Raw genomic sequence first — 21230 nt, forward strand, 5'->3', positions numbered from 1 at the left:
GTAAATTCCCCCTTATAATTTTGGTTTCTTTAAAGAATAAGCGATGTTCTGTACAAGTAAAACACCATCTTGGACTCCCTCGATAATAACTTCCGTTCCTTGTGAAATATCTTTCTTTCCAACTGTTTTAGCTAGGATTGCATTGTTTCCAAATTGGGAGGAAATTAATACTTCACCAAACCCTTCTGTAGGAATAGTCGTAATGACCTCTCCCTTACAACCAATGAATTCATCCATACGCTGCACAGTGTTTTGTTCTGCTTCTGCAATCGGCTTTAAAATTAATATTTTCATTATGAAGACACCAATAAAGGATATAGCAAATGCAGCCCCAAAAATAAGAATGCTATTAAAGGAAAATAAATATTCTCCTATATAACTAAGTCCACATAACATGGCGAAAAAACTAAGTAATAAAGTAACAACGGATACCGATCCGCCTCCAAAACTAAATATGGATTCAAATATATCTCCAAAAAAGATATAAATAACAGTAAGTATAGTAGCAATAATAAATCCGTATAAATAAATTGTTTCAAGTGGATAACCAAACAAAGCCATTTCTTATCCCCCTTTCTTAAACAATCCCTTTTTTTGTTATGTGTATGCCCCACCTCTTTCAAAGATTATAGTTCTTAATTTTCAGTTATTTACCCTTTAAAGAAAAGCCTGTAAGACAGGCCCCTAAAAAAGAACAGGAGAAACCTATTGTGACAGGCTCCTCCTAGTAAATAACCGATATATTATATATCTATATAATATACTATTTTCCACAAAAAGTAAAGTTAAACATACATTGGAAAAGCGTTTATTTTAGTGATAATGAGTACGTTCCATCGCCATTATCATATTTATATACATACAAATAATACTTACCTGGTTTTGCATTAAATTTTGCCTCTATATGATTTCCATTAGCTTGACCGTAAGCGGCATAATTTTGCATATCTGATTCATGGTGAAGCACCCATGTCATCCCAATTCCATACTCATTTAAAACGGAAATATCGATATTTTTCGTTGATGCTACATTAAATGTATAAACATCGGTGTGATCTCCGCCGATAAGGCTACCTTTTATAGTAGTGTTTAGCCCAATACGATTCGCTTCCTCTGGACGATTATTTGGTTCTAATTCTGTTAAACTTCCATCTTTAATCGTAACAGTGGTTTCGTTTCTGCTCTCTTTACCTTTATCATCTTTTACTCTTAACGCTACTTTATAAATTCCTTCTCTTTCATATGCATGTATTGGATTAACTTCTGCACTTGTGCTGCCATCTCCAAATTCCCATAAATAAGAAACAATTTTTCCATCTTCATCATTTGAGCCATCACTTTTAAATTGAATTCCTTCTTTTACAAGCCCATTATAAGGTCCATTTATATTAACCGTTGGAGCTTTATTTTCTCCATCATCTTTTGCGATACCGTGGAAGACTACATCATATTCAAATTCATTTGAACTATTCACACGATAATTGACGAAGTATGCTGTAACAGTTTTGTAGCCACTCCATTCTTTTTGCGCCAGTTGTTCTAGTGCTTCATTTACTCGTTTACTCATTTCGTTCCAGTCTTCTGATTCACCTTTTGTTACACTACCTGTAAATGTGCCTTCTAATGTAAATGTATTAAAGAATTGGGAGCTATGTTTTGTCATTTTTGCCTCTTTCATCGGCAACGTATCACTAATTTCTTTCTCTACTGCTGTTAACGATTTTGGTGCATGTTCAGCTAAATAATCATCTGCTACTTCCGGTACATTATATTTATCTTGATTATCAATTAGCTGTTGCATATACTCTTGATACTCTTTATTTAGTTTAGAATCTTTACTTAAATTCTCACGATAGGCATCATAATTTTTCACGTCATTTGCACGAATTAAATCTTGAATTTTATCAAATGTTTCAAATTGATGTGTATATAAATAAGATTGCAATGCGAACGAGTAATTATAGAAATCCCAAGAACCATATTTAGCAAATAATGTGCGCTCTGCTGTATAACGGCTTGCAGGATCAGATGATAATCCACTAATGATGCTCTTTCTCGGTACTACATTATTTGTACGAGTAGATCCTGCGAAAAATTCTGCATTTCCTTCTTGGAACCAAGTTAATCTCTCATTTTGATACATATCTCCTCTTCCAAATAAACCTGGCACTTCAAATCTACCTTGAAGATAATGAGTAAACTCATGACGGAATAACTCTTCTAAACTATAAATACTTTGTTCTGGCGTACGCTCATATGTAAAGAATGTACCTGTTTCTTCTATATAAATGCCACCGTTGTTTGTTTCATATCCATACAGTTGTCTGTTTAACTGATATTCGTCTGGAGTATTATAGATTACTATCGTTAATACGTCGTCTGCATTACCTGGCTCTAATGCTTTGTCATTCCCAATTACACGATGATACTGTGCTTTTACTTCCTTTGCAGCCCAGTATAGTCTCTTAATTTTTTCTTCTGATACTTTATCTCCTGTTTTAAATACGATAGATCCATCGTCGAATGTATACGTTTTTGGTAAGTACTGTTCTTTTCCTTCTTTACGTATCGTCTCTAAATCTACCGTATTACCGCTATAATCTTTTCCGTTATAATTTGTTGTAATTTGTTCTACTGCAACAAAATACGGCTCACTTAAACGCGGATACATATGCATTGCTTGTGTAACAACCTCTAAACCTTTATTTGGATTACTATGAAACTTCCCTAAACGACTAGCAAAATAAATTCCATTATTAACGAGCCACTTATTTTCTGGTGTTACTTCATTTAAAAGAGCAATACGATTTATTTCACTAATAAATCCATCTATTTTCCCGTACCACATTGTATCTTTTGCCTCTTTACGAGTTTCAAATAAATAAGATTGCATATCATAATCAATACCTTGCATCATATCGTATACAGCTTGTCCTTTCATACGATCGTCTGCATAAGTATGAAGATTATCATTGTATTGTTTTAAAATATTCGATGCGTATTGAACCGTTTCCACATCACTTGAAGCATTACTAATTAATTTACCGTATGCAGATACGACTGCATCTTGCTCATATGTACCAAGCTTAAAGTTTGGATTGGTTGCAATTGCTTTTAAAGCAGGTAAACATTTATCCTGGAAGCTTCTCTCATTTAAATCGCTTAATTCATTATTGTAAAATGCGAGGTAAAAAGCTGAACGTAACACTTCCGTAAACGTTTGAATTCCTTTTGAATCATCTTTCGTAAATGTACTACCTCTATGAGCTAATTCATCTATAACTGCTTGCATTTTCCCTTTGTCTTTATAAAAGGCCTTTGCATCTTCATTGAACTGGAATAAGTCTGTAATTTGATTCCATTTAATACTTCCTATCGTTTCAACTAATTCTTGATTATTCATTTTGTTTAAATCAGCCATTGAATAGCTTTCTTTCATTTGCTTTACTTCTGAGCTCTTCATACTAGACGCTGGTCGCTGTGAAAAGTCTCCTACTTTTAAACGTTCTTGAAACGATAATGTTTCCTCTGCTTTAGAAACATGTCCAATCTCATCTACTGGTTTTTCTATTCCAACTGGTTTCGAATGCAATACATTATATGGTACCTTTTCTTCTGCTGATACATTCGTTTGAATTGCTCCTAATGATAGCGCCATTGTACTAATACTAAGCATCACTTTATTAATCTTTGATTTCTTGTTCATATCATTGCCCCCTATTTATATATTCCCTTGAAGAATTTAACATAAAATCTAGATACAACAATATAAAATGCAATATTTCATATTATTTCTTCCTACAATTTGTATATATCGTGAACAAATCAACCTTTATCTCCCGCCAATAATCTGCTTTCTTCCATTTCTAATACACTTAGAAATGCCCAGCAATATCCTTCTCTCATAAAAAAAGACATCATCATATACATGTTTCTAATGAAACTGCCATGATAATGTCCTCTCGAAAAAGCAAAAATTAGTTATATCTAATAATAAGATTAAACGTTATTTATTTCTTAAATAATCTCTTTCTAAATACGAACATACTTAGGGTGGAAAGAACAAGTGTTATTCCAGAAAGTAAAGTCGATGTGCTAGCTTCACCGCCTGTTGATGGTAAAGATTTCTTGCCTTCCTCTGACTTATTAGTATGTTGTTTATTTAATGTGTCTGCTTTTCTTCCCTCTTTTTCAACAACTTGATTATTCTCTTTTGGCTCTTGATCCAATCCTGTTGCTGATTCTTTTACTTCTTCAGCTTCTTTCGTTGGCTCTTTTACTTCTTCTTTTGTTTCTTCAACTTCTTTTACCGGCTCTTTCACTTCTTCTTTTGTTTCTTCAACTTCTTTTACCGGTTCTTTCACTTCTTCTTTTGTTTCTTCAACTTCTTTTACCGGTTCTTTCACTTCTTCTTTTGTTTCTTCAACTTCTTTTACCGGTTCTTTCACTTCTTCTTTTGTTTCTTCAACTTCTTTTGTTGGTTCTTTTACTTCTTCTTTCGCTTCTTCAACTTCTTTCGTTGGTTCTTTTACTTCTTCTTTCGCTTCTTCAACTTCTTTCGTTGGTTCTTTTACTTCTTCTTTCGGTATTAATTTTTCTACTATATTCTGCATGACAATGCCACTATATAATATGCCAGTCTCATAATGATCTGCATCTAAATCAAATTCATATATTTTTTCTCCTAAAGTATTCCAAATGATTCCCTCATCAGTAAGCGTTCCACCTTCACTCTTTAGTGTAATCTTTTCAATTGGCTCTCCTTCTAAATTATATACAGGAATTGTCACTTCTTTATTTATTTCTGCAGCATCCAAAATGACCTTTTGCCTTCTAACATCAATTGTTCCCCACTGACCTAATTGTATTAACGGCCTTACATCACGAATCTCATTTTCAGCTAATTTTAAACTAAGTAAGTCTAACATTGAGCCAAGAACCGTTACATCTTTAATACGATTATCTGTAAGATTTAACCATTGTAAATTTTTCAATGAAGATAACGGTGTTACATCTTCAATTTGATTATAAGATACATTTACATCGTTCAATTGTTTCAAGTTTGAGATGAACTCAATATTTTTCAGGCCTACTCCTTCTAAAGTGAGGTTTTCTAAGTTCGTCATGTACTCTAAACCGGTTATATCTTTTATCTCTTTTTCTTTTTCTTTAAGTATCTCTAATTTTTTAATCTGTAATAAATCTTCTTTTGTGATAGGAGTGTTTAAATTCTCTCTACCTAAATTCTCTTTATTAATATGTTGTTGTAAAGTTTTATCAAGAATCAAATTTTCACTTTCTTTTTGTTTTTCAACTATATTCTGTACGACCATCCCATTAAACCTTATTTTACTTTCAGCAGGATTCGTATCTAGTTTAAATTCATATATTTTTTCTCCAGGACTATTCCATTTTATAAATCCGTTACTCAGCGTAGCCCCTTCATTTTTCAATTTAATATTTTGAAGTGGCTCTCCTTTAAAATTGTATACTGGAATTTTTATTTCTTCATCTACGCTTGCTTCATCTAAAAAGATTTTTTGTCTTTGAATATCTATTGAAGTTCGCTTACCCAATTCCTCAACAGACTTTATGTCAGAAATTTCATTCGCTCCAAGATTTACCTCATGTAAATTTGTTAAATTACTCAGTGGCGATATATCAGAGATATAATTCTCTTCTAAATTCAATACTTGTATTTTTACTAATTTAGATAATGATGATATATCTTTTATTTCACTATCAGCAATTTCTAGTTCAATAAGATTACTCATTTTACTAATAGGCTCAACATCACTAATTTTATTATTTCCTATCCATAGTAGTTTCACATTCTTTAACTTCTCAATACCCGAAAGATTACTAATTTGATTATTTGCTAAGTATACTTCTTCTAACGATAACACTGTAAATAATGGTGTAAGATCCTTTATATTATTACCAATTAAATCTAATATTTTAATCTTTTTCATTTGACTTAACGGTGTAAGATCTGCAATTTTGTTATCTCTTAAAAAGAGCATGTCAAGATTCTCTAGCTTAGAAACGGGTTGAATACTTTCAATTGGATTAGAGGATAAATCTAAATATTTCAAATGTCTCAATCCCGAGATAACAGATATGTCTGTTACATTAGACTCTCTTAATGTCAACTTCTCTAAGTTTGTCATATATTCTAAACCAGCTATTTCATTTATCCCCTCACCTGAGTATATGGATAATATTTTAATTTGTAATAAATCTTCCTTCGTTATAGGTTCATTTATATTTTTTCTCTCTAAATTATATTTATTAATATGCTGTTGTAATTTCTTATCAACTATTACATTTGCATTTTCATCTTGTTGATCCACTTTATCCTCTTTATTTTCTTTTTGCTTTTCTGGAACATTATTTTCTAAATTTAAAGCATTTACTTCAAACTGCACTTGATATTTATTATCATAGGCCATTGTCGGAATATAAATATGCATTTGCATATTATATCTTTTTCCTAATTCTCCTACTTCAAACTGAATCACTTTCGTTCCATTTTTCTTTTTATCTTCTGATATTACTTTTACATCATGAAACACACCAGGAGTATGAATATCTTCTGTTTTAAAGTATTTGAAGAAATCACTATCACTTAACGTTGCCGTTACAATTTTCTTTCCATTCTCAATCGTTAATTTAGGATTCTTTATATAAACAGTTGCCATAGACTCCTCATTCGTTTTATCTTTATATGCTTTCATAACAGCATCATATGTACCATCTTCTAAAGCATATCCCTTTTTATTAGCCTCAATTGCTACCGCTGCTAAAGCAGGTGTTGAATACGCAGCAAACGGTAGCGCTAAAGCTGCCGCCACTAACATCGCATTTATATGTTTTCTTTTATTTTTTTTCAACTTTACATCTCCTCCGAAATATATAAATCTAAATGTAATCATATCTCGAATAAATGATAATGATTTTCATTATCATTGTCAACTAAAAAAATAAAAAGTTAACAAAAAAATAACCCCTTTTTAAGGGGGTTATGCCATTTTTTCTCCGGATTCTTCTTTAAAAAAGCTCTTCATCGCATGGAATACGTCTGCTTTTTGCTTTAAAATATAATATCTAAAATTCTCATCTTTAATATTTTTATAGGCTGACATGAGGGTACTATGGCGGTTGTACTGGTTCACTTCCCCATATCCAAACATATTACACTTCTTCATTAACTCTTCAACAAGTTTTACACATCTAGCATTATCTGATGTTAAATTATCACCGTCTGAAAAATGGAATGGATAAATATTATAGCGGTCTGGTGAGTATTTATTATCAATTAGCTCGAGTGCTTTTTTGTATACAGAAGAACAGATCGTTCCGCCACTTTCTCCTTTTGAGAAAAACTCTTCCTCTGTAACGACTTTCGCCTCCGTATGATGAGCAATAAACTCAATATCTACCGTTTCATACTTCGTTCGTAGAAATCTTGTCATCCAGAAAAAGAAGCTACGTGCCATATATTTCTCCCATATTCCCATCGATCCACTCGTATCCATCATCGCTAATACAACAGCTTTTGAATCTGGCTTTAATACTTCATTCCAAGTACGGAACTTTAAATCTTCTTGGTGAATCGGATGAAAAGAGGCTTTACCACGCATCGCATTTCGTTTATATGCGGATATCATCGTTCGTTTCTTATCGATATTTCCCCATAATCCAGTCTTTCTAATGTCATTAAATTCAACATGTTCAATCCGGTTTTCATCTATTTCTTTTCTCTTTAAATTAGGCAGCTCTAATTCTTTGAAAAACGCTTGCTCTAATTCTAGAATAGAGACTTCAGCTTCATAATAATCTTCTCCAGCCGTATCCCCTGCTCCTTGCCCTTTTCCTGGTCCTTTTTGCTTTTGACCACCTGATCCATCTCTCGCAACGACATCACCAACTTTGCTGTCACCATTTCCTTGCCCAACGTGTTTGTTTTTATCATAATTGTACCTAATCTTATATTCATCTAAAGAACGAATCGGTATTTTTACAACATCCTTACCATTAGACATAACTATGCTTTCTTCTGTTACAAGATCGGGTAAATTATTCTTAATTGCCTCTTGTACTTTTTCTTGATGGCGTTGTTGGTCGTCATATCCTTTGCGATGGAGGGACCAGTTTTCCTGTGAAATCGTATAATTTGGTTGGTTTTCTTCACCCATTTCTTTCCCTCCTTACTGTAATTGTCTTCCCCTATGAACAGTAAGCTAGAAATTTTGTTTTATACTGTGCAAGCTAGAATGAAAGATAACTGCCCATCGAAATTCATCCCATAAACATATATAACGTTTTTCATATAATACTCCGAGCATCCTAAACAAAATTTTGCCACTCACATACTAGAAAGAAATATTCAGCCGTTGATAAGAAAGAAACACAATGCATAGTTGCACACATTTACACTTTGCAACATATTGTATTGTGTTGGCTTTTTTCGTATGAATGGTTGGTTACTCTATCATATGCATATTGTAAAAATAATTGACAATAAATTCATGAAATTGCATCTTAATTTATTACATTTGGACAAGGTATGACACTTTACACATATAAATGGATAATAAAACGCTGTCCCGCAAAATACAAGAGACAGCGTTTTGTTATCAAACTATCGGTTTAGCAGACTACCTACATAGCGTAATAATTCATTCGCAGATGAGGAATTATAGCCGTGCTCATCAATTAAGCGTGCAACAACATCATTGATTTTCTTAAGCTGATTTTCGTCTGGCGTTTTCGTTGATGTTGTAATTTTCACTATATCTTTTAAATCAGCAAATAGTTTTTTCTGAATCGCTTCACGAAGACGTTCATGTGAATTATAATCAAAGCGTTTTCCTTTACGCGCATAAGCAGAAATGCGAATTAAAATTTCTTCACGGAATGCTTTCTTAGCATTTTCTGAAATTCCAATTTGCTCTTCAATTGAGCGCATTAGCTTTTCATCTGGACTCATTTCTTCACCTGTTAATGGATCACGTAATTTCGATTTATTGCAATATGCTTCAACGTTATCTAAGTAATTATCCATAAGTGTCTTCGCTGATTCTTCATATGAATACACGAATGCTTTTTGTACTTCTTTCTTCGCAATTTCATCATATTCTTTTCTCGCTAATGAGATGAAATTCATATAACGCTCTCGATCTTCATTACTAATTGACGGATGCTGATCCAACCCGTCTTTGAGCGATCTAAGTACATCTAATGCGTTAATAGATGGTACCTCTTTTCGAATAATTGTAGAGGAAATTCGATTAATAACATAACGAGGATCAATACCTCTCATACCTTCATCTTGATATTCACGTTGCAGCTCCTCTACATCAATCGCATTATAACCTTCTACCGTTTCTCCATCATATAAACGCATCTTTTTAATTAAATCAATATCCGGACGCTTCGGATCTTTTAAACGCGTTAAAATCGTAAACATTGCTGCAACGCGAAGTGTGTGCGGTGCAATATGCACATTGGATACATCACTTTCACGAATCATTTTTTCATAAATATGTTCTTCTTCACTAACTCGTAAATTGTATGGAACTGGCATTACAATAATTCTTGAGTGCAATGCTTCATTTTTCTTGTTTGCTATGAAGGAACGATACTCCGTTTCATTCGTATGCGCTACAATTAATTCATCTGCTGAAATAAGCGCAAATCTTCCCGCTTTGAAATTCCCTTCTTGCGTAAGCGATAATAAATGCCATAAAAACTTCTCGTCGCATTTTAGCATCTCTTGGAATTCCATCATCCCACGGTTTGCCTTATTCAATTCTCCATCGAAGCGATACGCTCGTGGATCTGATTCTGAACCATATTCTGCGATTGTTGAAAAGTCCAGACTACCTGTTAAATCGGCGATATCTTGTGATTTAGGATCAGACGGGCTAAATGTACCAATCCCTGTACGGCGATCTTCCGAGAAGAAAATACGCTCTACAACTACATCCTCAATTCTTGAACCATATTCTTGCTCTAGACGCATTACGTTTAGTGGCGATAAATTCCCTTCAATTCTAACTCCATACTCACCAAAGAAATCATCCCGTAAATGATGCGGAATTAAATGAAGTGGATCTTCATGCATTGGGCAGCCTTTAATTGCAAAAATTGCTCCTCGATCTGTTCGTGAATATGTTTCTAATCCTCGTTTCAACATCGTAACTAATGTTGATTTCCCTCCACTAACAGGACCCATTAATAATAAAATACGTTTTCTAACATCTAATCGTTTTGCAGATGGATGAAAATATTCCTCCACAAGACGTTCTAAAGCATCCTCTAATCCAAATAGCTGATTACTAAAGAAGTTATACTTTCTTCTACCATCTACTTCTTCGATTCCAGCATCTTTTATCATATTGTAAATGCGAGAGTGTGCTGTTTGAGCCACCCATGGTCTTTCCTTCACAAGCTCCAAATACTCCGCAAACGTACCTTCCCATTGTAACCGTTCTTCTGCTGCTCGATGCTGTTCAATCTTTTTTAGAATATCCATTATAGCTCCTCCCCCATCTCCTTGTTCAATCGGATTATTATAAAAGGTATGCTAGGATGTCCTTAAACATTCTTTAAATCAAAATGAAATATACAGTATTGCTATAAAATTCTCTCCAAAATTCAAAGAAAATTCTGTATAATATAGGTATTAAAGTTTTTACACCTCTATTCATTTTAAATAAATTCTTTTCTTCCAAGAACCTTACATACATTTTGATTCATATTTAAGATTCGTAAACTGAAAAATAGGAGGGATATTAGTATGAAATTATTATTAATTTTAGGTGTATCACTCACATTTCTTACAGCTATTTTCACATCTGGTTACAATGATAAACCCGGTACACATAAAAAGTGATGTGCTTCTTAGCACATCACTTTTTTTATCAATCATTTATAATACACATTTTCCACATCATATTTTGATAAAGGTCGGCTATAATAATAACCTTGCACAAACTTCACATTCTTTTCCTTCAAAAATTGTATTTGTTCCGCTTTTTCTACACCTTCTGCAATTACATTCAATTCCAAAGTATGAGCCAAATGAATAATTGCAGCTGTAATATTCGTATCACGTTCATCCACATGTATACCTTCCATAAAAGAACGATCGATTTTCAACGTATCAATTGGATACGTTTTTAAATAACTTAAAGATGAATATCCCGTCCCAAAATCATCTAAATGAATCTTTAAATTTTGTTCTTTTAATTGTAGCAATACTCTTTTTGATATGTCTTTATGCATAAGGGCCCCTTCTGTAACCTCTATCGCTAATAGATGAGCTGGTACATTGTACTTATGTAAAGCCCGTGTAATCATCTCTATTAATGTAATCGAGCGAAAGTGCCTGGCTGAAATATTAACTGCAATCGGGACAACTTCATATCCTTTATTTAACCATTCACTTATTTGCCGACACACTTCATTTACTACCCATTCATCAAGCTTAATAATAAATCCTGTTCTTTCTGCTAGCGGAATAAATTGATTGGGAGAGACAAATCCCAATTCTTTATTCTCCCACCTTATTAAAGCTTCCATACTCGCTATTTTTTTCGTTTCAATATTCATTTGTGGCTGATAATACAAGCAGAATTCATTTTTTTCTATAGCCCGATGCAATTGGTTTTCTATTATAAATCTTTGTTCACGCTCACAATCTAATCCACTGCAATAAAACTGATAATGCCCTTTTCCTTTTTCTTTTGCTTTTTCCAAAGCAGCATCAACTCTTTGGAATAATATTTTTTCATCCTCTCCATCTGTTGGAGCCATTACAATTCCGATTGACGCACTTAAATAGACGTCCTCTTCTTCGATTACAAAATGTTCACTAATCTTTTTTAGTATTCTTTTTGCAACTATCTCTACACGTTCTTTCGTTATATTTTCTATTAACATAACAAATTGATCATCGTGTTCTCTAAATAAGTGCATACCGTCTATTTGAAAACTGCTTAAACATTCTGTAACTTTTTGTAATACTTTATCTCCTTCTTTATGACCAAAAGTATCATTAATAAGGTGAAATTCATCTAAATCTATAAAAACAAGCGCAAACTCTGTATTATCATTAAAAAAAACATTTAACTTATTTGCACATGAAATTCTATTCATTAATCCCGTTAATTGGTCATAATAAGCTAAATATTCTGTTCGCATTTCATTCAATACTTGTCTTGTAACATCCCTCGTAACAATATATACCCCAACAATTTCGGCGTTCACAATAATCGGAATAGTTCTCAAAGAAATATAGAGCTCGTACCCTTCTTTATGAACATATTTCTTTGAAACAATTTGTTTTGCCCTTCCTTGCAGGGCTCCTTTAAATATAATTTGAAAATCTTTTTCATATTCTTTATTAATAAATTCAAAAATAAATTTATTATGTAATTCTTCATATCGATATCCAAATATTTCATACGTTGCTGGATTTGCATATGTAATTCTACCTATAGAATCCATAGATATAATGGAGTCATTATTATATTCTAATAACGACTTAAACAACATTTGTTTTTCCTCTATCTCTGCCTTTTCCTCAATCTGAGCTGTGATATCCCTCGTAATACAAATAATAAACTGACATACTCCTTCTTCGTCGAATACAGGATTAAGTGAAGATTCATAATGTAACTCACCCTTTGGTAAACTAACTACATCACAAAAGGTATGTGCTTTCGCTTCGCTCGCTACTTTTGCATATTGCACTTGTAATATTTCCGCCGTATCTTCTGATAATACTTCAGCAAACGTTTTTCCATAACATTCTTCGCTTAGCTTCGCATAATCCATACCTATCTTATTTACATAAATATATTTAAAGGTTTCCTCATCCATAACTTTCACAATAAATACTAAATCTTGAATAGCATGTAATAGTCCTCTTCTTATTAAATCCATATCTATCATACTTAAAAAGGTATTTTGATTATTATATTGTTCCTTCATATTTATCTCAACCCGTCTAATCTATTTTTATTCATATATCCCATTCTATATGAATATGTACCCTTTTTTAAATGTATGATTACATATTATTTTTATTTTTAGAAAAAAAGTCGCCATATGGCGACTTTTAATAAACAATTTCTAAATCTAATCCCGGATAATTTTGTTGACGGAATGCTTCATAAATTAAAATAGCTGCTGTATTAGATAAATTTAATGAGCGCACTTTATCAGTCATTGGAATACGTAAACAATGATCGAAATTTTCTTCGATTACATTAGCTGGTAAGCCGTTTGTTTCTCTTCCAAATACAAAATAGTAATCCTTCTCACGTTTGCTATAATCAAACGCTGTATGAGCTTTCTCGCCATACTTTGTTAAATAGAAGAATTCACCGTCTTTATTTTTCTCATAAAATTCTTCAATTGAATCATAATACGTAACTTTCACGTGCTGCCAATAATCTAATCCTGCACGCTTTAACATTTTATCATCCGTTGAAAATCCAAGCGGTCTAATCAAATGTAATTCTGTTCCAGTTGCTGCACAAGTACGAGCAATATTCCCTGTATTTGCTGGAATTTCTGGTTGATATAAAACAACATGTACTCCCACGCGATATTCACCTCTGTTTTTTGTCTACTACGTATTATACCACTTGAGCGAAAAATCTCTACCCATTAATAATGTGAAAGAATTTATATTTCATTTGTGGTGTATATTTACTAGAATCTTCATAGTTCCAATAACGCCGACGGCTATTTGCTGAATGTGCATTCACAAGTGGCATACCATCTGCGTCTTTGGCTACTACAATCGTCGTATGATTCCACCTACCATCATCCTCGAAATCATAAGCAATGACATCACCAAGAATAAGGTCCTCTGGTCTTTCTACTGCTTCTGCTCGAAGCCCAGTTGTAGCACCTGACAAATACCAATAAAAAGAGTGTGCGACAGCCCAGCTCCAACTCCACTGATTCTCCCTTTGCCACCATCCTTTACGAATATTAGGATATCCATTCATTGGTACTTCTCCAGTATGAAGACATTGAGAAATAAAATTCGTACAATTATCAGGGAAATTACGATATACAGGATTTCGATCATCCCACCAACGCTCTGCATATTTAACTGCCTCTAAACGGTTGTACTGATAGGAACCGTACTTCTCTTTTGTAACTTCCCTTTCTAACGTCTCACTCATTCCAACTGCTTCTGGCACTTCAATAGCATAATCACCTATTACCCGGCTATTATTTAAACAAACTCTTCGTTTTAGTTGTTCCTCTTCGATATAAAATAATTCTTTATGCTTAATTAAATATTTAAAATGTATTTGATAATCAATTTCTTGATGATTGCTATTATTTAATTGTCTCATGAAAGAAACATCCGCAGTTGCTTTCACTATCTCTGCATTACGCTTTTGAAACAATTGTTTCTTTCTCTGTGCTACTTGTAATAAATCTTCAGCAATACCATCTACATTTGTTCGTTTCTCTGTTACATATGCTAAAAATTGTTGTACTTGCTTTTCAATATTTATTTTTACAACCATTTCGTCTCCCTCCCATATTACAATATGAAAAAGGGAGATATTATCTACTCTTTTTTCTGAGCTAACAATTCAAGGCCGCGATTCATTTCATGAAGAACCTCTTCATCTTTCTCACGTTGCATCGCTTTTTCAATAGCTTCGCCCACGCCATCTCCACCAATTTTCCCAAGTGCCCATGCTGCTGTTCCGCGAAGTACCGGTCTTGGATCGTCTTTCATAACACCAATTAAATCAGGAATTGCTGATGCCTCTTTAAAATGCGCAAGTGCCAAAATTGCATTTCGTTGCAACGGCTTTTTACCTCTCCATGAACCAGACATAATTCCATATTTCTCTTTAAAATCACGATTACTAATTGTTAAAAGTGGTGTTAATAAGGGCTTAACTAACTCAGGATCTGGTTCCATCTCAGGGTGGTTATGAAAATCCATTCCTTTATTTTTCGGACAAACAGTCTGACACGTATCACATCCATAAATACGATTACCTATTTTTTCGCGATATTCTTCCGGTAGGAACCCTTTCGTCTGTGTTAAAAATGCAATACATTTCTTCGAGTCTAACTGTCCTCCTTGTATTAAAGCACCTGTAGGACAAATATCAATACATTTTGTACAACTTCCACATTGATCTTCTATTGGCTGGTCTGGTGGGAACGGAACGTTTGTAATGATTTCTCCTAAATATACATACGAACCAAATTCAGGTGTAATAATAGCGCAATTCTTACCGCTCCATCCAATGCCGGCACGCTCCGAAACAGCTCGATCACTTAATTCACCCGTATCAACCATTGACTTAACTTCTATCTCGGGAAGTTTTTCGATTAAGTATGCTTCTAATTTTTGCAAACGATCTCGTAAAACAAGATGATAATCTTGTCCCCAAGAGGCACGACAAAAAATCCCCCGGCGTTCTCCACGCTTACTTAATGGTGCATTTTTTAATTTTGAAGGATACGCTAATGCAATCGCAATAATTGATTTTGCACCAGGTAGTAGAAGCTGTGGGTTCGTTCTTTTTTCTATATCAGACTCTTCAAATCCCGATTGATAATTTAATTGTTGTTGCTGGATTAACCTCTGCTTTAATTCCTCAAATGGTGAAGCACTAGCAAAGCCTATTTTATCTATACCAATTGTTTTACTATACGCAATGACATCTTGCTTTAATTGTTCAAAATCCATTCTTAATCGCCTCCTCAGATGAATCCATCTCTTATGTAACGACTATATTGGTTAGCAATTCACTTTTGGAATACTATTCTTTACTTTTATTTTCGCATACAATTATGCTTTTCAAACATTAAAAAACGCAATGCCTCGTTTATCTTAGAAACGAAACACTGCGTTGATAACAATTTATAGAAAAACATTTAATAAAATTTGGAGCGGGTGAAGAGAATCGAACTCTCGACCAGAGCTTGGAAGGCTCTTGTTTTACCACTAAACTACACCCGCAAATATGAAATAAATATAAGATATTAGAATAACTTATGTAAGGTAGTATAGCATGTAAAAAAAACGGAAGCAAGAATTTTATCGAAAAAAGTCGAAAAAGTGATGAGTAGCTCATCACTTTTTCAATTCTTTATCAATCGCCTTCTTCATACTATCGAAATCAGGGTTTGCAAGATTTCCGTTTATGTATACTGAAGGAGCACCTTGAACTTTTAATTTTTGAGCACGATCTGAATCTTTACGTACTTTTTCTTTTATTTCTTTACTGTGTAAATCTTTCTTAAATTGTTCTACATCAACTTTCGGAAGCTTCTCTTTCACAATGTTAAGAAGTAATTCTTCTGTAATCCATTCTTCCGTATCTTTCTTTTGACTTTGATAAATCTCATCATAGAAAGTCCAGAATGAATCTTGATCTTGTTTATAAATTGCCTCACCAGCTGCTGCGCCTAAATCAGAGTCTTTTCCGATGAACGGGAAGTTAATAAAATATAACTGCACTTTACCTTTATCAATATACTCTTCTTTTAATCGTGGTAATACTGTTACATCCCAAGTACGACACGCAGGACATTTGAAGTCTCCAAATTCAACTACCTTAACTGGTGCATCATCTTTCCCTAAAGATTGTTGTGTGGAATAAGCAAACATCTCATTCCCTTTATCTTTTTTGTCATTTATGATGCTATACGCAATTGTTCCGATTACAATCAATACTGCGATAGAAAAAACTACACCAAGAGCCATGAGTTTATTTGATTTCATATACATTCCTCTTTAAATTCATATTCTGTATACAGCATTGTACACACTACACATAATATCAACACTTATATACGTCACGCAATGAACACGCTCACATAAATTACAAAAATACAATAATTGTGACGATATTGTGTCACGATTTGTCACAATTTATTCAAAAAAAAGAAGCTCCTATGTAGGAACTTCACTTAGCTTACTGCTTTTTCACGTGCATTATTTAACATCGACTGCTCTGTTTTTATATCATGACGAATTACTAATTTCTCACTAACTGCTTGCACATACTCATCATGATTGATATAGCCTTCCTTCTCCATCAATCTCAAAACGACATTTCGTCTCTCTACGGCCTTATCATAATTTTGTGCAGGTGAGTAATAAGCAGGTGCTTTTACTACAGCAGCCATCATTGCACTTTCAGCCAGCGTTAATTGGTCCACCTTTTTACCGAAGTAAAGGTTTGCCGCTTTTTCAATTCCCCATGCTCCTTCTCCGTAATAAATATTACTTACATACAATTTTAAAATTTCATCCTTCGTAAATGTACGTTCAATTTTTTTCGTATAGAAAATCTCTTTCCACTTACGAGAAAATGTACGTTCATTCGTTAAAAAAGCATTTTTGGATAACTGCTGTGTAATTGTGCTTCCGCCTTGCACAACACCACCAGCCTTTATATTCTCAACAGACGCTCTGACAATCGCTATATAATCTAAACCGTTATGATGATAAAACCTTTTATCTTCTGTCGCAATAAATGCATGTGTTAATGATTCGGGCACCTCTAACTTAGCCGGTACATGTAATTTACTAATATCACTTTGCTCGATCATTACATTTCCAACGAATAATAATGTACAACTTAACAATAATAATAAAATAATGGCTTTATAAAAGAATTTAGTCATTGGATTTAATGCAACTTTTTGATGATAGTTCACCCTAGATAATACTCGTTCTTTCATCTTGAACACCTCTTTTCCACACAGCATATAACTCTTACTTTAAGAATACCTTGTTGTAAAAAAACATCCCATCGATTTCTCTTACACATACCTTACATCATTGTAAGGTATAAAAAAGTATTGTATCACAGTCTTTTTTTATCTACTATTCATCTGAAATATTGAATATAGATTATGCTAAACCAATAGCAGAGTATACCTTAAGCCTATACTCTCCTATTAAAACACCCTATTTTCATTATATCATCTACAAATATATATATTTGTAAGTATCTAGTAATCTAAATGTATACAATATATCATACATTATACAGAACAAACGTTCTAAAAATCAACACTAGCACTATTATTATTTTGACCTTTTTCTTAAACAGTATACAAAAAAGAGTAGTGATTTGATTGTATCTCAAACCAGCTACTCTTTTCTTTACAATCTACCTATTAAATTATACGGCTGCACTTCCCACGTTTCGTACGGAATACAATGTGTTGCTCTCATCGCATCAAGCGTTCTGGATTTCATATGAGGACGCGTTATATACTCATCTATGTTCTCTTCATTTAAAGCAACAAATTTAGCCTCTTGTATTTCTTCAGGTTGAATTTTTATTTCACCGCTCACATATGCCACTTTAAAAACAACAGCCAAAATATGCATAGAGGCATTATAATAAACCCCTGTAATTCCAATAGGCTTCACCGTTAAACCCGTTTCCTCAAACATTTCCCTACAAACTGCTTGATCGAGCGCTTCTCCTTCTTCCACCTGTCCTCCTGGCAACTCCCACGTATCCGATCGCCAATGTACTTTAGCTAATAACACTTCATCTTTTTCATTTGTTAAATAACCTGCTACAGCAACAATATGCTTTGGTGTTTTATGTTCCATATTAAACCTCCTAGAAATAATGATTATTTCATATATCCCTATAAGCATATTCCCTGTCTACAACAAAATACCTTTACTAATTCATCAACTTAATTAACTTCATAAAAAAAGCCCCTATCCGTTAAACGGGCAGGGCTTCTATCGTATTATTCTCCTAAGTCTACGTTGTGGTAAACTTGTTGCACATCTTCTAAATCTTCTAATGCATCAACCATTTTTTCAAATTGTACTTGAGCATCTTCAGGAAGTTCTACATCACTTTGTGCAAGCATTGTTAATTCTGCAACTGTGAATTCTTCAACACCAGCATCTTTAAGTGCAGATTGTACGGAATGGAATTGATCAGGTTCAGCATACACGATAACAGAATCTTCTTCTTCTAGAATGTCACGTGCATCAACATCTGCTTCCATTAAAATTTCAAGAACTTCATCTGATGTTTTACCTTCAAGACCGATAACAGCTGTCGCATCAAACATGTAAGCTACAGAACCGTTTACACCCATGTTACCACTGTTTTTGCTGAATGCAGCTCGTACATCTGCTGCAGTACGGTTTACGTTATTTGTAAGTGTATCTACAATTACCATAGATCCGTTTGGTCCGAATCCTTCATAACGAAGCTCGTCATAATTTTCTTCTGAACCGCCTTTTGCCTTTTCAACTGCACGATCAATAATTGTTCTTGGTACGTTGTATGTTTTCGCACGTTCTAATACAACTCTAAGCGCTTGGTTTGATTCTGGATCTGGCTCGCCTTGTTTTGCTGCCACATAAATCTCACGTCCAAATTTCGCGTATATACGGCTTGTATTTGCATCTTTTGATGCTTTTTTTTCTTTAATATTATTCCATTTACGACCCATACTTTCCACTCTCTTTCCCGTTTTAAATCTACATAAAAATATTAATATAAAATATAACGTGTATTCAACACATTTTTAAAAGAAATATAAAAAGTTCATTTTTGATTCATATTACAGACATAATATAAATTACTATCATTTTGTTCTATCCGCAAGTTATATTATACATGAATTCCTACGTTTATTACGAATTTTAGAATCAGGTAACATAATTTAACAAAAAAGACTCTAACATTTCTGTTAGAGTCTTTTTACATCACCGATTCCCATAATATTTCCTTAATTACTTTCTATTGCTGTATAATTAAAATAGGAAAAAATTTGAAGAAAACATAGGGGAGAGTAATTATGACACATTCAAATGAGAAAAAAGCACATGGTCTTAAAGGGATAGGAGAAAAGCTAAACCCAACTATCTATCAAGTGAGATTCATGAAATTAGATGAACCAATTCAATTTGAATCATTTCCTGAATTAAAGGAATTAGGAGATTGGTTGAGTACTTCAACGCACATGTGGGCGTGCCACTCAACTATGTACAAGTACAACAAAGAAGAGTTTAAAAAGAGGTTTTTAGAAATTACAAACTTAACCGTTGATAATGTACTAATATCTACTGGTGCTGTCGGATTTAACTTCATGTCACCCGGGTGGAGAAATTCTCTCTAGAGTGCTCGAAGGGAATATTGTATATACAATATTTTGCTGGAATTTTATAGAATATCACAATTAAAAGGATAAAAATGAATGTTTGTTTTTATCCTTTTAATGTTTCGCAGTCTACTCACCGTACACTTTTTGTACTTATTTTGTCATATAATGAAAAGAAAATACAAAAAAACTCTATACTAATTGTATAGAGTTTTTTTCGCCGTTCATGATACCGATGGTCGGGGTCGAACCGACACTCCCGAAGGAACACGATTTTGAGTCGTGCGCGTCTGCCAATTCCGCCACATCGGCACAAAAGAAAGGCGGCAACCGGATTTGAACCGGTGGTAAAGGTTTTGCAGACCTCTGCCTTACCACTTGGCTATGCCGCCATGTTAAATTTTATTGGAGCGGAAGACGGGATTCGAACCCGCGACCCCAACCTTGGCAAGGTTGTATTCTACCACTGAACTACTTCCGCAAAAATGGCTGGGCTAGCTGGATTCGAACCAGCGCATGACGGAGTCAAAGTCCGTTGCCTTACCGCTTGGCTATAGCCCATCGAATTCTTACTTAATTATATGTAAGTATCAATTAAATTATTTGTAATTTTAAAAATAAAAATGGGGCGACTGATGGGAATCGAACCCACGAATGCCGGAGCCACAATCCGGTGCGTTAACCACTTCGCCACAACCGCCATGTTGTGTAAATATATTTGGCAGGGGCAGTAGGAATCGAACCCACACTGGAGGTTTTGGAGACCTCAGTTCTACCTTTAAACTATGCCCCTATGTAAATGGTGGAGGGGGGCAGATTCGAACTGCCGAACCCGAAGGAGCGGATTTACAGTCCGCCGCGTTTAGCCACTTCGCTACCCCTCCGAAACTTACATGGTGCCGGCTAGAGGACTTGAACCCCCAACCTACTGATTACAAGTCAGTTGCTCTACCAATTGAGCTAAGCCGGCGTATATTATTAAGATAAATGGTGGCTCGGGACGGAATCGAACCGCCGACACGAGGATTTTCAGTCCTCTGCTCTACCGACTGAGCTACCGAGCCTTATTA

At 34.1% G+C, this 21230-nt stretch carries 14 protein-coding genes and 10 tRNA genes; 1 reads left to right on the forward strand and 23 read right to left on the reverse strand.

Annotated elements, in window-relative coordinates:
• Positions 1 to 12: 12 nt before the first annotated feature.
• The 14 genes from ILS93_RS25130 to ILS93_RS25195 form a co-directional block, all read right to left on the reverse strand.
• Complete coding sequence (locus ILS93_RS25130; protein ID WP_001173143.1) at positions 13 to 561, reverse strand: NfeD family protein; 549 nt, start codon at positions 559 to 561, stop codon at positions 13 to 15.
• A gap of 247 nt (positions 562 to 808) precedes the next feature.
• Positions 809 to 3706: a collagenase ColA gene (gene colA, locus ILS93_RS25135; RefSeq protein ID WP_078183458.1), complete on the reverse strand. Its 2898-nt coding sequence runs from the start codon at positions 3704 to 3706 to the stop codon at positions 809 to 811.
• 304 nt (positions 3707 to 4010) lie between these two features.
• The gene (locus tag ILS93_RS25140) at positions 4011 to 6893 is read right to left on the reverse strand and encodes a leucine-rich repeat domain-containing protein (RefSeq protein WP_222661579.1); all 2883 of its coding nucleotides are present in this window, start codon (positions 6891 to 6893) and stop codon (positions 4011 to 4013) included.
• A gap of 129 nt (positions 6894 to 7022) precedes the next feature.
• On the reverse strand, positions 7023 to 8198 hold the full coding sequence (yhbH, locus tag ILS93_RS25145; protein ID WP_064477157.1) for a sporulation protein YhbH: 1176 nt from the start codon (positions 8196 to 8198) through the stop codon (positions 7023 to 7025).
• Positions 8199 to 8644: 446 nt separating this feature from the next.
• Entirely contained in the window at positions 8645 to 10540 is a 1896-nt protein-coding gene (locus ILS93_RS25150) for a PrkA family serine protein kinase (protein WP_000353275.1), read from the reverse strand.
• A 392-nt stretch (positions 10541 to 10932) separates the two neighbouring features.
• On the reverse strand, positions 10933 to 13002 hold the full coding sequence (locus tag ILS93_RS25155; RefSeq protein WP_098103511.1) for a sensor domain-containing protein: 2070 nt from the start codon (positions 13000 to 13002) through the stop codon (positions 10933 to 10935).
• A gap of 127 nt (positions 13003 to 13129) precedes the next feature.
• Complete coding sequence (trmL, locus tag ILS93_RS25160) at positions 13130 to 13618, reverse strand: tRNA (uridine(34)/cytosine(34)/5-carboxymethylaminomethyluridine(34)-2'-O)-methyltransferase TrmL (RefSeq protein ID WP_000538149.1); 489 nt, start codon at positions 13616 to 13618, stop codon at positions 13130 to 13132.
• 58 nt (positions 13619 to 13676) lie between these two features.
• Positions 13677 to 14564, reverse strand: coding sequence for an amidase domain-containing protein (locus ILS93_RS25165; RefSeq protein WP_064477159.1), 888 nt, complete (start codon positions 14562 to 14564; stop codon positions 13677 to 13679).
• 44 nt (positions 14565 to 14608) lie between these two features.
• Complete coding sequence (gene queG / locus ILS93_RS25170) at positions 14609 to 15751, reverse strand: tRNA epoxyqueuosine(34) reductase QueG (protein WP_064477160.1); 1143 nt, start codon at positions 15749 to 15751, stop codon at positions 14609 to 14611.
• A gap of 199 nt (positions 15752 to 15950) precedes the next feature.
• A tRNA-Gly gene (locus ILS93_RS25175) sits at positions 15951 to 16024 on the reverse strand.
• A gap of 114 nt (positions 16025 to 16138) precedes the next feature.
• Positions 16139 to 16789, reverse strand: coding sequence for a DsbA family protein (locus ILS93_RS25180; RefSeq protein WP_064477161.1), 651 nt, complete (start codon positions 16787 to 16789; stop codon positions 16139 to 16141).
• Between the two features lie 188 nt (positions 16790 to 16977).
• On the reverse strand, positions 16978 to 17754 hold the full coding sequence (locus ILS93_RS25185; RefSeq protein WP_000664702.1) for a transglycosylase domain-containing protein: 777 nt from the start codon (positions 17752 to 17754) through the stop codon (positions 16978 to 16980).
• A gap of 427 nt (positions 17755 to 18181) precedes the next feature.
• Positions 18182 to 18643, reverse strand: a complete 462-nt coding sequence (locus ILS93_RS25190) for an NUDIX hydrolase (protein ID WP_064477162.1) — start codon at positions 18641 to 18643, stop codon at positions 18182 to 18184.
• 146 nt (positions 18644 to 18789) lie between these two features.
• A complete protein-coding gene (locus ILS93_RS25195; protein WP_000532975.1) occupies positions 18790 to 19509 on the reverse strand; it encodes a YebC/PmpR family DNA-binding transcriptional regulator in 720 nt (239 codons plus the stop codon).
• A 348-nt stretch (positions 19510 to 19857) separates the two neighbouring features.
• On the opposite strand from ILS93_RS25195, the gene ILS93_RS25200 reads away from it, so the two are divergent.
• On the forward strand, positions 19858 to 20178 hold the full coding sequence (locus ILS93_RS25200; protein ID WP_064477163.1) for a DUF3884 family protein: 321 nt from the start codon (positions 19858 to 19860) through the stop codon (positions 20176 to 20178).
• A gap of 212 nt (positions 20179 to 20390) precedes the next feature.
• Here ILS93_RS25200 and ILS93_RS25205 read toward each other — a convergent pair.
• From ILS93_RS25205 to ILS93_RS25245, 9 genes are all read right to left on the reverse strand, one after another.
• Positions 20391 to 20472 (reverse strand) — tRNA-Leu (locus ILS93_RS25205).
• Positions 20473 to 20481: 9 nt separating this feature from the next.
• Positions 20482 to 20552, reverse strand: a tRNA-Cys gene (locus ILS93_RS25210).
• 14 nt (positions 20553 to 20566) lie between these two features.
• Positions 20567 to 20641: transfer RNA gene (locus ILS93_RS25215), tRNA-Gly, on the reverse strand.
• 5 nt (positions 20642 to 20646) lie between these two features.
• Positions 20647 to 20721, reverse strand: a tRNA-Gln gene (locus ILS93_RS25220).
• Between the two features lie 63 nt (positions 20722 to 20784).
• Positions 20785 to 20860 (reverse strand) — tRNA-His (locus tag ILS93_RS25225).
• 19 nt (positions 20861 to 20879) lie between these two features.
• Positions 20880 to 20953, reverse strand: a tRNA-Trp gene (locus ILS93_RS25230).
• 7 nt (positions 20954 to 20960) lie between these two features.
• Positions 20961 to 21044: transfer RNA gene (locus ILS93_RS25235), tRNA-Tyr, on the reverse strand.
• A gap of 10 nt (positions 21045 to 21054) precedes the next feature.
• Positions 21055 to 21130 (reverse strand) — tRNA-Thr (locus ILS93_RS25240).
• An 18-nt stretch (positions 21131 to 21148) separates the two neighbouring features.
• A tRNA-Phe gene (locus ILS93_RS25245) sits at positions 21149 to 21224 on the reverse strand.
• Positions 21225 to 21230: the final 6 nt, after the last annotated feature.

Origin of the sequence: Bacillus sp. 16GRE42, assembly GCF_019837435.1 — a bacterium.
Lineage (GTDB): Bacteria > Bacillota > Bacilli > Bacillales > Bacillaceae_G > Bacillus_A > Bacillus_A wiedmannii.